Source organism: Streptomyces sp. NPDC048565 (assembly GCF_040650935.1).
In the GTDB taxonomy this organism is placed as follows: domain Bacteria; phylum Actinomycetota; class Actinomycetes; order Streptomycetales; family Streptomycetaceae; genus Streptomyces.
Genome location: NZ_JBEZIH010000016.1, coordinates 13,348 through 27,614, shown reverse-complemented (window position 1 = coordinate 27,614; position 14,267 = coordinate 13,348). Strand labels below are relative to the sequence as shown.

The 14,267-nt window shown below is 70.8% G+C and carries 13 protein-coding genes; 9 read left to right on the top strand and 4 right to left on the bottom strand.

The window, feature by feature from the left end; genetic code table 11:
- Positions 1-37: 37 nt before the first annotated feature.
- From AB0C75_RS20050 to AB0C75_RS20040, 3 genes are all read right to left on the bottom strand, one after another.
- Positions 38-1,777 carry an SMP-30/gluconolactonase/LRE family protein gene (locus AB0C75_RS20050; RefSeq protein WP_362892580.1) on the bottom strand — a complete coding sequence of 580 codons (1,740 nt, stop codon included), beginning with the start codon at positions 1,775-1,777 and terminating at the stop codon, positions 38-40.
- Between the two features lie 5 nt (positions 1,778-1,782).
- Positions 1,783-3,612, bottom strand: a complete 1,830-nt coding sequence (locus tag AB0C75_RS20045) for an NAD(P)/FAD-dependent oxidoreductase (RefSeq protein ID WP_362892578.1) — start codon at positions 3,610-3,612, stop codon at positions 1,783-1,785.
- Between the two features lie 132 nt (positions 3,613-3,744).
- Entirely contained in the window at positions 3,745-4,512 is a 768-nt protein-coding gene (locus AB0C75_RS20040; protein ID WP_362892576.1) for an SDR family NAD(P)-dependent oxidoreductase, read from the bottom strand.
- A 140-nt stretch (positions 4,513-4,652) separates the two neighbouring features.
- Between AB0C75_RS20040 and AB0C75_RS20035 the strand changes: the two genes are divergently transcribed.
- Both AB0C75_RS20035 and AB0C75_RS20030 read left to right on the top strand, forming a co-directional pair.
- Complete coding sequence (locus AB0C75_RS20035) at positions 4,653-5,273, top strand: TetR family transcriptional regulator (protein ID WP_362892575.1); 621 nt, start codon at positions 4,653-4,655, stop codon at positions 5,271-5,273.
- Between the two features lie 117 nt (positions 5,274-5,390).
- Entirely contained in the window at positions 5,391-5,861 is a 471-nt protein-coding gene (locus tag AB0C75_RS20030; protein WP_362892573.1) for a hypothetical protein, read from the top strand.
- A gap of 46 nt (positions 5,862-5,907) precedes the next feature.
- Here the strand turns inward: AB0C75_RS20030 and AB0C75_RS20025 are convergent, their stop codons facing one another.
- Positions 5,908-7,266, bottom strand: coding sequence for an MFS transporter (locus tag AB0C75_RS20025; protein ID WP_362892571.1), 1,359 nt, complete (start codon positions 7,264-7,266; stop codon positions 5,908-5,910).
- A 109-nt stretch (positions 7,267-7,375) separates the two neighbouring features.
- Here AB0C75_RS20025 and AB0C75_RS20020 point away from each other — a divergent pair, with 109 nt between their 5' ends.
- From AB0C75_RS20020 to AB0C75_RS19990, 7 genes are all read left to right on the top strand, one after another.
- A complete protein-coding gene (locus tag AB0C75_RS20020; protein WP_362892569.1) occupies positions 7,376-7,861 on the top strand; it encodes a MarR family transcriptional regulator in 486 nt (161 codons plus the stop codon).
- Positions 7,862-7,923: 62 nt separating this feature from the next.
- Positions 7,924-8,850, top strand: a complete 927-nt coding sequence (locus AB0C75_RS20015) for a hydroxymethylglutaryl-CoA lyase (RefSeq protein ID WP_362892567.1) — start codon at positions 7,924-7,926, stop codon at positions 8,848-8,850.
- A gap of 33 nt (positions 8,851-8,883) precedes the next feature.
- Positions 8,884-9,654, top strand: a complete 771-nt coding sequence (locus AB0C75_RS20010; RefSeq protein WP_362892565.1) for an enoyl-CoA hydratase/isomerase family protein — start codon at positions 8,884-8,886, stop codon at positions 9,652-9,654.
- The gene (locus AB0C75_RS20005; RefSeq protein ID WP_362892563.1) at positions 9,651-10,856 is read left to right on the top strand and encodes a CoA transferase; all 1,206 of its coding nucleotides are present in this window, start codon (positions 9,651-9,653) and stop codon (positions 10,854-10,856) included. The genes AB0C75_RS20010 and AB0C75_RS20005 overlap by 4 nt, the downstream gene beginning before the upstream one ends.
- A gap of 1 nt (position 10,857) precedes the next feature.
- A complete protein-coding gene (locus AB0C75_RS20000) occupies positions 10,858-11,667 on the top strand; it encodes an enoyl-CoA hydratase/isomerase family protein (protein ID WP_362892561.1) in 810 nt (269 codons plus the stop codon).
- Positions 11,664-13,283 (top strand): AMP-binding protein, encoded by a 1,620-nt coding sequence (locus tag AB0C75_RS19995; protein WP_362892559.1) that lies wholly within the window; start codon positions 11,664-11,666, stop codon positions 13,281-13,283. The genes AB0C75_RS20000 and AB0C75_RS19995 overlap by 4 nt, the downstream gene beginning before the upstream one ends.
- Positions 13,280-14,254, top strand: a complete 975-nt coding sequence (locus AB0C75_RS19990; RefSeq protein ID WP_362892557.1) for a nitronate monooxygenase — start codon at positions 13,280-13,282, stop codon at positions 14,252-14,254. Before AB0C75_RS19995 ends, AB0C75_RS19990 begins: the two co-directional genes overlap by 4 nt.
- Positions 14,255-14,267: the final 13 nt, after the last annotated feature.

The window sequence follows — 14,267 nt, the reverse complement described above, 5'->3', positions numbered from 1 at the left end:
TAACCGGAGGGAGCCGCCGGCCGCTGCGTGGACGCCGTCACCCGGGCCCGGACGGAGTCAGCCGCAGCAGGGTCCCCTCGCCGTCGGCCGACAGGACGAGTGAACCGTCCGGTGCGGCGGCGATCCCGGCGAAGCGACGGGCGAGGCCCGGGAGGCCGTTGGCGAACAGTGCGGGCTCCGCCTCCGGGGGGACGGGCGCGGTGCCCGGTGACGGGCCGACCGGCAGATCGTCGGCCTCCGTCCAGCTCGCACCCGTCGTGAGGGAGACCGCGCGCACCCTGTGGTGTCCGGTCTCCACCGTGTACAGCGTGTCGCCCAGGATCGTCAGCCCCTGCGGTGCACCGAGGCCGTCGGTGACGACGGTGGCCGCCCCGTCCTGCCCGAGGCGCAGCACGGCCCCCGTCTGCTCGTCGCTGACGTGACACCGGCCCGCCGCGTCGAAGGCCACGTCGACCGGACGGCCGAGCCCTTCCGCCAGCACGGTCACCTCGTCGTCCGCGTCGACGGCCAGCACCCTGCCGCCGTCCGACTCGGCGACGACGAGCGAGCCCGCCGGGCCCACGGCGATCCCCATGGGCCGGCTCAGTCCGCTCACCCGGGTCCGCATCGAGCCGTCCTCGGGGTCGTAGGTCCTGACATCGCCGAACTGCGAGGTCAGATGCAGGAGGCTGCCCTCCGCCGCGATGCCGTGGACGAACGGCGCCAGGACATGACGGGCAGGCTCACCCGCGTCGACGGCCCTGTCGGTGCTGCCGGTGCCGTCGGGCCTGTCAGCCCTGTCAGCCCTGTCAGCCCTGTCAGCCCTTTCAGCTCTGTCGGCCGGCGTGGCTTCAGGGGCGGCCGGTGGACCCGCCACCCGGTAGTGGTCGGCCGCGTACACCGTGCCGCCCGGGCCGACCGTCACGCCGTAGGGGCCGTCGAAACCGCGTGGCACGATCACCCGGGTCCGCCCGTCGGGCCGCATCTCGGTGATGCCGCCGCTCGCGTAGCTGGAGACGAACATCCGGTTCTCCGCGTCGAACGCCGCGTTGTCCAGTCCCTGCACCCCACTGGTGATCAGCGTCCTGGACCCGGTGCCGTGCAGGTCGATGCGGGTCACCCTGCCCTCGGGCCCGAGCGACAGGACGTGCAGTACGCCGCCCTGGTCGAAGCGCACCGCGACCGGCAGGTGCACCTGGTCCGCGACCATCTCGGGCTCCCCGCCGTCCGGTGGGATGCGCCAGACCTGCCCGCTCATCATGTGCGGGTAGTAGAGACAGCCGTCGGGCCCGCGCTGCATCGCGTTGCCCATGGCGAGCCCCTCGGTGAGCACGGCCGGCTCACCTCCGTCGGGGAAGAGCTCCAGCAGACGGCCGTCGGGCTTCATCTCGTTGACGAACAGCCGGTCGCCGACGCAGGTGATGCCGTTGGGGTTCTTCACCTCGTCGCACACCAGGGAGTACTCACCCTGCGGACTGCGCCGCCAGACACGGCCCGGGACCAGGTCGGCGATGTACATCGAGCCGTCCGCCCCGAAGGCCAGGTCGTCCGGTGACTGGACAGGACCGCCCGACGGTACGACGACGTCGAGATCACCCCCTGCCAGATCGACCGCGCTGATCCGGCCACCGAGGAACTCGGCGACGTACAGCCGCCCGTCGGGGCCGAACGCGATGCCGTTGGAACCCCACAGCGGATTGGCCGGGTTGAGCCGCTCGGCCGCCGGATGGCCGGCCCGTGGCCGGGCCCCGTCGAACCTGCTGGGATACGCCGCTGCCTGCTCGTCCGTCTCGCGCACGTGCTTCACTCCGCCTCGACCAGTACGTCGTCCATGCCGTCGCCCTCGCGCCAGTTCCTGAGCAGCTCGTGGAATGCGACAGGACCGTCACCGAAGGATTCGCTGCGCGCCCGCGGCTTGCCCTCGTTGTTGTAGTACCCGGGGGTGCACTCCGCCTGGAAGGCGTGCAGGTTCGGGGCTTTGCGGCGGATCGTCGCCACCCACTCCTCCTGCGCCTCGACCGTGGGTTCCACGCGCCGGGCCTCGCGCTTGTGCGACTCGGCGACGACCTCGGCGACGTGCGTGGCCTGCTCGTCGAGGATGTGGACGTAGTTGACGGAGCTGGCGTTCTGCAGCGGGCCGAGCTGGAAGAAGTTCGGGAAGCCGTTGCTGTAGAACCCGTGCAGCGTCTTCGGCCCCTCCGCCCAGGAGTCCAGCAGGGCGACGCCGTCCCGCCCGTACACCGGGAGCTTCCCGGACATCACACCGGAGATCCCGACCTGGAACCCGGTGGCGAAGATGATGCAGTCGACCTCGTACTCGATGCCGCCGACCACCACGGAATTCGTGGTGATGCGCTCGACGCCGTGACTGTCCGCGGTGTCGACCAGCGTGACGTCGGGGCGGTTGAAGGTCTGCAGATAGTGGTCGCTGAACGTGGGCCGCTTGCACATGTAGCGGTACCAGGGCTTGAGCTTCTCGGCGGTCCCGCGGTCCTGGACGACGGCGTCCACCCGGGCGCGGATCTCGTTCATCTTCTGGAAGTCGGCGATCTCGTACGCCCGTTCACGCTCCTCCTCCGGCACGTCCGCGTGCGCGTCGGTGGGGATCAGCTTCTCCTGGAGCCGGGCCGTGCTGGTCCAGGCGTCGTCCACCAGGTCCTCGTCGACCGCCTGGCCGGTGACGACCTCAAGGAAGTTCTCCATGCGCCGCCGCTGCCAGCCGGGCTCGAGCGACTCGGCCCACTCCGGGTCGGTGGGCCGGTTGGCGCGGACGTCGACCGAGGAGGGCGTGCGCTGGAACACGTACACCTGGCGCGCGTCCGCTCCGAGGTGCGGGACGACCTGGATGGCCGTGGCGCCGGTACCGATGAGTGCCACGCGCTTGTCGGCGAGTCCCGTCAGGCCGCCGTTCTGGTCGCCACCGGTGTACGCGTAGTCCCAGCGGCTGGTGTGGAAGGTGTGGCCCTCGAAGGTCTCGATGCCCGGGATGCCGGGCAGCTTCGCCTGGCTGAGCGTTCCGCTGGACACCACCACGTAGCGGGCCCTGATGCGGTCCCCGCGGTCCGTGCTGACCGTCCACTCCGACGCCTCGTCGTCCCAGCGCAGTTCGGTGGCCTCGGTCTGGAAGCAGGCGTCCCGGTAGAGGTCGAAGTGCCGGGCGATGGCCTGCGAGTGCTCGCGGATCTCCTCACCCGGTGCGTACTTCCACTTCGGGATGTAGCCGACCTCCTCCAGCAGCGGCATGTAGGTGTAGGCGTCGATGTCGCAGTGGATGCCGGGATAGCGGTTCCAGTACCAGGTGCCGCCGAAGTCCCCGCCCTTCTCGATCACCCGGATCGACCCGAGGCCCGCCTGGCGCAGCCGTGCGGCGGCGAGGAGACCGCCGAATCCGCCGCCGACTATCACCGCGTCGACCCGGTCCAGCAGGGGTTCCCGGGTGAAGTGCGGGTCGGCGTGGGGGTCGGCGTCGTAATAGCCGAACTCCCCGGCGACGCGCTGGTACTGGGCGCTGCCGTCGGGCCGGATGCGCCGGTCGCGTTCGGCACGGTACTTACAGCGCAGCTCTTCCGGGTCGAAGCCGAGCTCCTGCGTATCCGGGCCGGTGGACGTGGGTGAGGTATGGGGGGAGGGCATGCGGTGACTCGTTCCTCTTGGCGGTTCAGGGGCCGGCCGACACTAGAAATGCATGCTACACATCATGTGGTAGATGCATATCTCGGCCAAGGGGTAGGGGATGGCCCGAAACTGACGGTCCGTCCCGGGTGTTCAGACCGCTGACCAGCCGTTGTCGACGGGGAGGATCGCCCCGTTGATGTTGCTCGCCGCGTCGGACGCGAGGAAGTGGATCGCCGCCGCCTGCTCCTCCGCCTGTGCGGGCGAGCCGACGTTGCCCATGTAGGGGGAGAGGGCGGCCGGTCCGTGTGCGCCCCGGTCGGCGTCGACCCGGATGTTGGTGAGGGTGCCGCCGGGTGCGATGGCGTTGGAGCGGATGCCCTTGTCGCGGTACATGACCGCCAGGGACTTGGTCAGGCCGACGATGCCGTGTTTGGACGCCGTGTAGGCGGCACCCGCCGCGCTGCCCCGCAGGGACGCCTCGGACGCGGTGAACACGACGGCGCCCTTCCCCCCGGCGAGCATGTGTGGCAGCACGGCCCGTGTGAGGCGGAACGGAGCGGTGAGGTTGATGCCGATGACGCGCTCCCACTCGTCGTCGCCGGTGTCGGCCGCGGCCGACATGCTGTCCATGACTCCGGCGTTGTTGACCAGGACGTCCACGCGTCCGAACTCCGCCACCGCCGTCGCGGCGACCCGGTCGACGACGGCCTGGTCCCGCAGGTCCCCGATCACGGTCACCGCGGTCCCGCCGGCCCGCTCCGCCTCCCAGGCGACGGCCTGTGCGGACGCGTCGTCGACGTCGGCGATCACGATGCGCGCCCCCTCCTTCGCGAACAGCAGGGCGGTCGCCCGCCCGATGCCCGATCCGGCGCCGGTGACGATGACGCTGCGGCCGGGGGTGCTGGTGGTGACGCTCACGTGGTGCTCCTCGCGTTCGGGGCGTGTTCGGTGGCTGGGGGGCACGCTACATTTAATGGCGGGCCATGCCAAAGTGGCGAGTGGTGCCAGAAAAAATATCGCTACGATGGGCGCAGCCGGAGGGAAGGTGGCCGAAAATCGTGGAAACCGCGCACGCCGGAGCCCGCCTGGGGCGCCCGCCGCTGACCGAACGCCGCAAGGCCGCGACCCGGCTGGAGATCGCCCGGGAAGCCGTACGTCTCTTCGCCGACCGGGGCGTGGCCGCGACCACCGCCGAGGAGATCGCCGCCGCCGCGGGAATCTCGCAGCGGACCCTGTGGCGCTACACCTCGTCGAAGGAACTGTGCGTACGCCCCCTGCTGACCTACGCCCTCGACTTCGTCACCGCGCTCATGAGGTCGTGGCCGCGCGACCGGCCACTGGTGGAGACCGTCGCGGGGTCACCGTCCTCGCCCCCCGACGACTCGGCCGACGCGGACGCACTGCGCGACCTGGTCAGGCTCACGCGGACCGAGCCCGGGCTGCGCGCCGTATGGCTCCAGGTCCATCACGACGCGGAGCGCCCCTTCGCCGAGGTCATCGCCGAGCGGGCGGGCCACGGGCCGGACGACCTCGAACCACGGGTGCGGGCGACGCTGCTCAACGGCGCGCTGCGTATCGCCGTCGAGCAGTGGGCGTGGAGCGAGGACCCGCAGCCCGCCTCGTTGTCCCGCACCATCCACCGTGCCCTGGACATCGCCAGGTCCGGTCTGCCCGACTGACGGGCGGCTCACCGGCCGGTGCCCGGTGGCCCTGCGACCCACTGGCCCGGCGGCCCCGGGGTCGCGCGGACCGGAGCCTGGACGTGTCCGCTCGCGCGGCCCGTCGTTGACCAGGGCATGAACCTGCGGCCCATCTCCCTCGTGCTCGTCGCCCTGCTGAGCGCGGCCGGCTGTGTCTCCGTCCCGGCCGAAGCGGAGCGGCCCGTGCCCTCCGCTTCCGCGCACTCCGCGAACGCCCCAGCCGCGCAGTCGTCCACGGCGCCCACCGCACCCCCGGCCGCCCACGACGACCTGGGCAAGACCGCCGACGAGCGCGAGCGCACGAGCGGCGAGCACAAGAAGCGGAAGAACGAGGAGGCGGAGCGCTCGCCGGCGCCTGCCGACGCGGCCGCACCGCCGGCGCGACAGGAGGCACGGGAGCAGCCGGGGGGCGCGGCCCCCGCCCGTCCCGCGCCCCCGGCCGGCGCCGGCACGCCCCGCAGGGCTCAGCCGCAGCAGACGTACGACATGCGCACCGTCTGCGCGCGGGGTCAGGGTGTCGCATCCCCCGAGATCGTCGACCTGTGCCGCACCCGCTACGGCCGATGACGGCACGGGGCGCCGGGGCCGGCGCGCGACGGGCGGCCGGGCCGGCTCACGACGGGCGCTGTTCGTGCAGGTCGCTCGCCTTGACGCCGACGAGCAGCAGCGCGACGGCAAGCAACACGATGCCGGCGCTGATCTGCAGGCCGAGAGCGAGGCTCCCGGTGCTTTCCTGGATGAATCCGAGCAGAGAGGGAGAGGCGGCTGCCGCGAACGAGCCCATGGAGGTGACAAGGGCGATCCCTGTGGCCGCCGCGCGTTCGCCGAGGTAAATGGACGGGATGGAGTAGAAGACGGTCAGGCCGGAGTAGTGGGCCGCGGCCAGGATGGCCAGGAGCAGGACCACCACGAACACGTCGCCCCCGGAGACCGAGAGTGCCACCATGGTCACCGCGGCGACGGTCCAGCTGAGGGCCGCGTGCCAACGGCGTTCCAGGGTCCGGTCGGAGTGGCGCCCCACGATCAGCATGACCACGATGCCCAGCAGGGGTGGCAGAGCTGAGAAGAGACCCAGGTCGAGAACGTCTCCGACGCCCGCTTCGGCGATGATGCGCGGCGTCCAGAAGGACACCGCGTTGGCGAGTGTGTAGGCGCCGCAGGCGCAGAGGCCGATGATCCACACCTTGGGGTCCCGCAGGGCGATGAACAGGCCACCGCGTCCCCCGCCGGAGACCTGCTGTGCGGCCTTGCGCTTCTGGTCCGCGTCGAGATCAGCCCGGACGGCCGCACGCTGCACCGGCGTCAGCCAGCGTGCCTGCTCGGGTTCGTCGACCAGCCAGAGCAGGACGGCGCCGGCGAGCAGGATGGGGGGAATCCCCTCGATGACGAACAGCCACTGCCAGTCGGCGAAGCCGTCGCTGCCGTCGAAGGCCTTCATGATGGCGCCGGACATGAGGGAGCCGAGGATGCCGGAAACGGGCACACCGGCGAAGAACAGCGCCGTCATGCGGGTACGGCGCGCGGAGGGGAACCAGCGCGAAAGGAAGAAGAGCGCGCCCGGGAAGAAGCCGGCCTCCGCGACGCCGAGGAGGAATCTGGCGATGTAGAAGGTGACTTCGTTGTGGACCAGGGAGGTGGCGACGGTGACGACACCCCAGGAGGCCATGATGCGTACCAGCGTCTTGCGCGCCCCGAGGCGTGCCAGCAGTGCGCTGCTCGGGACCTCGAAGAGGATGAAGCCGACGAAGAAGAGGGTCACGCCCAGGCCGTAGACGGTTGAGCCGAAGCCGAGGTCCCGTTCCAGGCCCTGCTGGGCGATACCGATGTTGGTGCGATCGATGAAGCTGACGATGTAACAGATGATCAGAAGCGGCATGACGCGCCTGGCGATGGTGCGGTATGTCGCGGTTCGGTCGACCTCGGACGCGTCGACTGCGGTATGTGTCTCGGTGGATACGGACGGATCGGCCACGGCGTACGGCTCCTTTGCCGGTGGGTGTCGCCAAAGGTGGCGGGCGCTGCGAGTTTCTGCCTCCTAAGTTGATAAAGTCAACACCCGTGTCAGGGATACCATGCCGCCCATGGTGAATCGCGAGGATGGTCGAGACCTGGTGCCGATCTCTGATCTGCTGTCCTATCGGCTGTCGCGTACGTCGTCGGCCCTGTCCCGCAGCGCGGCGCTGCGCTATCGCCGCGAGTTCGACGTCAGTCTCGGTGAGTGGCGCACCATCGCGCTCATCGGCGCCGATCCGACGCTGACGCTCAACCGCTTGGCCCGCCGGGCCGGGCTGGACAAGGCCCAGATGAGCCGAGTCGTGCGCGGCCTGGTCGAGCGTGGGCTGGTGAATCGTACCGAGGGGGCGGGGCGGAGCCGTCAGCTGGCCCTCACGGAGTCCGGGGTCGAGGTGTACCGGGGGCTGATCGGGGCGGCGAACGAGCGGGACGCGGCCTTCTCGGCCCTCCTCTCCGACGATGAGGCGCGGGCCCTGGGGCGCGCGCTGGAGAAGCTGGCCGACCTCGCCCTCTCCCTCGAGCAGCTGGAGCGGGAGTCCCTGGAGCGAGAGTGACTGTTGACAAGTTCAACACCTGGGGGGTAGTTCTGGTCGGGTCAGCCTGAGGAGGTGGCTCGATGACCGACAAGGTCACCATCTGTGAATGCTTCGCCCGGGACGGGCTGCAACACGAACCCACGTTCGTGTCGACCGAAACCAAGATCTCCCTGCTGGAAGGGTTCGCCGACGCGGGCTTCCGGCGCATCGAGGCGACCAGCTACAGCCATCCACGATGGGTTCCCGCGTTCGCCGACGCGAGCGAGGTCCTGGGGGGCGTCGTCCACCGCCCCGGTGTCGCGTACAAGGCGACGTGCCCCAACCCGCGAGCCGTCGAGCGCGCCCTGGCCGACCACGACCGGGGCGCGGGCGCCGAGGAACTCAGTCTGCTGGTGTCGGCCAGTGAGAGTCACACGGAGAAGAACCTGCGCACTTCCCGGGCGCAGCAGTGGGAACGGGTCGAGAGCATGGTCCGCCTGGCAGGCGGCCGTTTCCGGCTGATCGGAGTCGTTTCCGTCGCCTTCGGCTGCCCCTTCGAGGGGCAGGTCGACCCGGGGCGTGTGGCGGACGACGTCGCCCGCTTCGCCGACCTGGGCGCGGACGCCGTCACCTTGGGGGACACCACCGGTGTCGCGACCCCCGCGGCCGTCGCCGGTCTGTTCAGCCGGCTGGAGCGAACCCACCCCGGCCTGGCCGTCGTCGCCCACTTCCACAACACCCGCGGAACGGCTGTCGCGAACGCGGTCGCCGCCCTGGAGTCCGGCTGCCGGCACTTCGACAGCGCCCTGGGCGGCGTGGGCGGCCATCCGTCGAAGATCGGCTACGGAGCCGGCCTCACCGGCAACGTCTGCACCGAGGATCTGGTGAGCCTGTTCGAAGCCATGGGCGTCGATACCGGAATAGACCTGGACGCGCTCGCCTCCGCGTCCCTGGCCTGTGAGAAGGCGTTGGGCCGCCCCCTGCACAGCATGGTGGCCCGCGCGGGTTTCGCGCACTCCGCCGCCTGACCCCACCCATCGCCCGACCGAGGAGAACCTTTCGTGACCGTCACGACCAGCGGGCAGCCGACCGACGCGCAGATGCCGGGATCCGATGTGCTGCGCGTCGAGGACCGGGGCCCTGTCCGTGTCATCACTCTCAACCGCCCCGACAAGCTCAACGCCCTCGACACGGCGCTCACCCGGGCCCTGAGTACGGCGCTCACCCGGGCGGAGGACGACAGCCGGGTCCGCGCCGTCGTTCTCACCGGCGCGGGCCGTGCCTTCTGCTCGGGCGCTGACCTGTCGGAATTCCCTTCCCTGACCCCCGACGAGCCGGACGCGGTCCTGGAGAGGGCGGCCCTCACCGCGGGTCTGCAGACTCGCATGCAGCGGATGGGGACTCCGGTCGTCTCCGCGGTCCGTGGCGCGGCGGTGGGCGGCGGTGCCGGCCTCGCCATCGCCGCCGACATGACCGTCGTCGGCACGGACCTGAAGTTCGGATACCCGGAACTGCGGCACTCCATCGTTCCCGCGCTGGTCATGGCAGGGATCCAGCGCCAGCTGAGCCGTAAGCTCGCTTTCGAGCTGATCAGTACAGGGCGGCTGCTCTCCGCCACAGAGGTCCTGGAACACGGTCTGGCCAACCGTGTCGTGGAACCGGACAGGGTCGTCGACGAAGCGCTCGTGATCGCGGAGCGATGGGCCGCGGTGGAACCCCGCGCCCTTCGCGCGGCCAAGGACCTGTTCTACCGTGTCGCGGACCTGCCCACCGAGGCGGCGATGCGGGCCGGGCAGGACGTCAACGCGCTGATGCGGGGGTTCCGCCGGTGAACACCCCCACCGCGCCGGGCCCCCTCGCCGGCATCACGGTCCTCGATTTCTCACGCGTGCTCGCCGCCCCGATGGCCACCCAGATCCTCGCCGAGCTGGGAGCCACCGTCATCAAGGTCGAACGACCGGGCGGTGGAGACGAGACCCGCGGCTTCGAGCCACGCCTGCCGCAGGGAGAAAGCGCCTACTTCTTCGCGTTCAACCGCGGCAAGCGTTCGATCACTCTGGACCTCAAGAACCCGCGCGGTCAGGAGGTCGCCCGCCGGCTGGCCGCCCGCGCCGACGTCGTCGTGGAGAACTTCCTGCCCGGCGCCATGACCCGGCTGGGACTCGGGTACGAGGAGCTCTCCGCCCTGAACCCGGAGCTCGTGTACGTCTCAGCCACCGGTTTCGGCCAGAGCGGTCCCGACCGCCTGCGCAAGGGCTACGACACGGTCTTCCAGGCGCTGTCCGGTGTCATGGCGATGACCGGGCAGGCCGACGGACCACCGAGCAAGACCGGGGTCCCGGTGGCGGACATGACGTCCGGGCTCTGGGTCGTCATCGCCGCTCTCACAGGTCTCGCCGGCCGCGGCGTGACAGGCCACGGGCGCCACTTCGACATCTCGATGATGGACGTCCAGCTCAGTCTGCACGCACTCAACGCCGCCCGGCTGTTCGCCCTGGACGAAGATCCCGGACGCACCGGAACCGAACACCCGGGACGCGTCCCGTCCGCCGCCTTCCAGGCCGCCGACGGCGGCTGGCTGCACATCAGCGGCAGCGACCAGCACTGGGCGTCCCTGTGCTCCGTGCTCGGTCTCGCCGAACTCGGCGCCGACCCGGCCCTGCGGCACAACAAGGGGCGCGTCGTCCAGCGCGACCGTGTGATGACGGAGCTGCGCGCCGCCGTGGCCGGACGGGACCGCGAGCCCTTGCTCAAGGAGCTGCGCGTCGCCGACATCCCCGCCGGCGAGGTCCGCGGCGTCCGCGAGGCCCTGGCCGATCAGCACACACAGGCGCGGGGCGTCGTCACCCAGTTCGAGCACCCCACCGAAGGCACCTTCCGGGCCCTTCGCACCCCTCTGAGGGAGACCGGTGGACAACCTGCGCCCGTCGGCTCTCCGCCGCTGCTGGGCGCCGACACCGACACCGTGCTCACGGAGTTCGCCGAGCTCGGCGACAGCGAGATCGAGGGCCTGCGGGCCGCGGGGGTGATCTGAGATGAACGGGCAGGAACAGCCGAGCGGCCCCGACGAGCCCCGGGTGATGTGTACGGTCACCGACGGCACGGCCCACGTCGAACTGGCCCGGCCGCACGCCCGCAACGCCGTCGACCTCTCGATGTGCCGGGAGATACGGGACGTCTTCGAGGAGATCGACGCCGATGACGGGATCCGCGTGGTGCTCCTGTCCGCGCGCGGTCCCGCGTTCTGCGCCGGAGCCGACCTCAAGGAGCGGGCGGGCCGCGACGCCTCATGGGTCCGCCGAAGGCGCCTCGCCTCGTTCGCCGCCTACGAGGCCATCGAGCAGTGCCGTCACCCGGTGGTCGCACTCGTGCACGGCGCTGTGGTCGGCTCCGGTGGTGAGATCACCCTCGCCGCCGACTTCGCCGTCGGTGCCGAGAGCACCACGTTCCGCTTCCCCGAGCCGCACTGGGGAACGGTCGGAGCCACTCAGCGCCTCCAGCGGGCCATCGGTAAACGCCGGGCGAAGGAGCTCCTCTTCACCGGCCGGCCCATGGGCTCCGCCGAGGCGCTCGACCTCGGAATCGTCTCCCGACTGGTCCCCGATGACCTGCTGGCCGGGACCGGTGCCGACATCGCGGGCACGATCGCGAAAGCCCCTGCTCTCGCCATGGCGCTGACCAAACGAGCCGTCGACCTCGGCGGTGAGACAGACCTCGACCGCGGCATCAGGATCGAGATGGCGGCCGTCGAGCAGTGCCTGTCCGACGGTGGCTGGCGAGACGGCGTCGACCGGTTCGCGGACCGCTCCGGAAAGTCCGGTACCAACGACGTGGAGGAGCGATGAACCTCAGGACGGCATGTCCGCTGACCGCCCACGAGGCACTGGAGAGGGCAGCGCTGCTGGCCCCCGATGTGGAGGCCGTGGTGACCGCCGAGGAACGGATCACGTACGGAGAACTCGCCGCCGAGGTCGTCAGGATCAGGGCCGCGCTCGCCGCGGCGGGCATCGGCCGAGGCGACCGCGTCGGTCTCTGCCTCGGCAACGGACCCCGATGGGTCGCCCTGTTCATCGCCCTCGGATCGGTCGGAGCCGTGACCGTACCCGTGAACACCCGGTACACCGCCGACGAAGTGGGCCACACCCTGGAACACGCGAAGGTCTCCACGCTGTTCGTCGCCGACCGGGTGCTCCGCGTCGACTTCTGCGCCGTCCTGCGCGACCTCGGCATCGGCGTGGACGGTACGCCCTCCTGCCCCGGCCTGCCCGAACTGAGGAGGGTCGTGGTGTGTGGCGATGACGTACCCGGCTGGGCGACGGCGTGGCCCGACTTCCTGGACGCCGCAGGGGAGGAGACAGCGGCGACCGGAACCCCCGACGACCTCATGCTCGTCCAGTACACCTCGGGCACGACCTCCCGGCCCAAGGGCGTTCTGCTCACCCAGCGCAGTATGTGCGCCGACGCGTTCTTCTCCGGCGCCCGCCTCGGTCTGCGCACCGGGGACCGCTTCCACAGCGCCCGGCCGTTCTTCCACGTCGCCGGCAGCACGCTGTCCGTCCTGGCATCCGTCCAGCACGCCACCACACTGGTGACGATGCCGAAATTCGAGGCGGAGGAAGCGCTCCGGCTGCTGGAGAGCGAGCGCTGCACCCACTTCTCCGGCAACGACACGATCGCCCTGATGCTGCTCAACCACCCCGGCCTCGCGCACCGCACCCTCCACCTGCGGGGAGCATGGGTCGCGGCCTCGGCGACCGTCATCCGCAGGGTGATCGACGAGCTGGGGGCCCGCGAGTGCGTCGCCGGATACGGGCTCTCCGAAGGGTCCCCCAATGTCGCCCAGTCCTGTTGGTGGGAGGACGAACAGGTAAGGGCTTCCGGCGCGATGCTGGTGGAACCCGGCGTCGAGGTCCGCATCCGGTCGGCGGACGGGACCCGGGACTGTGACCCGGACGAGGCCGGCTCGATCCTGGTGCGCGGATGGAACGTCATGCGGGGCTACCTCGACGCTCCGGAGGCGACAGCGGCAGCCATCGACCCGGAGGGCTGGCTGGCCACCGGTGACGTCGGCGCGCTCGACGCCAACGGCCGGCTGCACTTCGTGGGACGCACGAAGGACATCATCCGGGTCGGCGGTGAGAACGTCGCACCGGCGGACGTGGAGGACACGCTGCACCGCCATCCGAGCGTCCGGCAGGCCGTCGTGGTCGGGGTACCCGACGAGCGGCTGGTGGAGGTGCCCTTCGCCTTCGTGGTCCTCACCGAAAAGGGGACCACGGAGGACGAGCTGATGGCCTGGGCCCGTACGCGTATGGCGGGTTTCAAGGTGCCACGCCATCTGCGGATCGTCGACGGGTTCGAAGGCATCGGCATGACCGCCAGTTCCAAGGTCCAGAAGAACCGCGTCGCAGCCCACGCGCGTGCGCTGCTCGGTCGAGGGGAACATGAGGTGCCGGCATGATCACCATTCCCACTCCGGTCACCCGTCTGCTCGGGACCCGTCTGCCTGTCATCCAGGCGGGCATGTCATGGGCCTCGTCGAGCTCGGCGCTCCCTCTGGCGGTCAGCCGCTCCGGCGGCCTCGGAGTCGTCGCGGCCGGCCCCATGCGCCCGGACGACCTCGCCCGGGTGCTCGACGAGACGGCGGCGGGCACCGATCTTCCTTGGGGTGTCAACCTGCCGCTCCACCGGGCCGACGCGGACGGGGTCATCGATCTGCTCCTCTCACGACGGCCTCCGGTACTGATCGCCTCCCAGGGCGGACCGCGCCGCTACCTGGAGCGTTTTCGTGACGTGGGCACCGTCTGCCTGCATGTCGTGGCCGGTGCCGAACACGCGCGGAAGGCGGCCGACGCGGGCGTCGACGGACTGGTCGTCGTCGGAGCGGAGGCAGGTGGACATCCGCCACCCACCATGGTGACCACACAGGTTCTCGTCCGTGCCGTGGTCTCGGCCGTTCCGGGGATACCCGTGATCGCGTCCGGCGGGATCGCGGACGGCGCGGGACTGGCCGCGATGCTGGCCCTGGGCGCGGGCGCCGCCCAGTTCGGCACCCGGTTCCTCGCCACCCGGGAAGCGACCGTGCACCCGGATTACAAGGCCGCGGTCCTCGCGGCAGGTGTGGAGGACACCCGCACGGTCGGGCACGGGCTCGGCCTCATACGCGCCGTCGGGAACGACTTCACCGAGCGCATGCGACGCCTGGAGGAATCAGCAGCCACGCTCGACGTACGCCGCAAGGAGTTCCAGGGCGCCAGTCTCAAGGACGCCGCCCTGCACGGCCGCGTCCATGACGGCAAGGTCGAAGCAGGGCAGTCGGCGGGTCTCGTCGATTCGGTGCTTCCCGCGGCCGACGTCGTGGCGCGCATCGTCACCGAGTACCGGAGCGCACTCACCCGCCTGCCCGCACCGACGCTGCACCGGGAGCCGTGACTGCCGAGCTGTC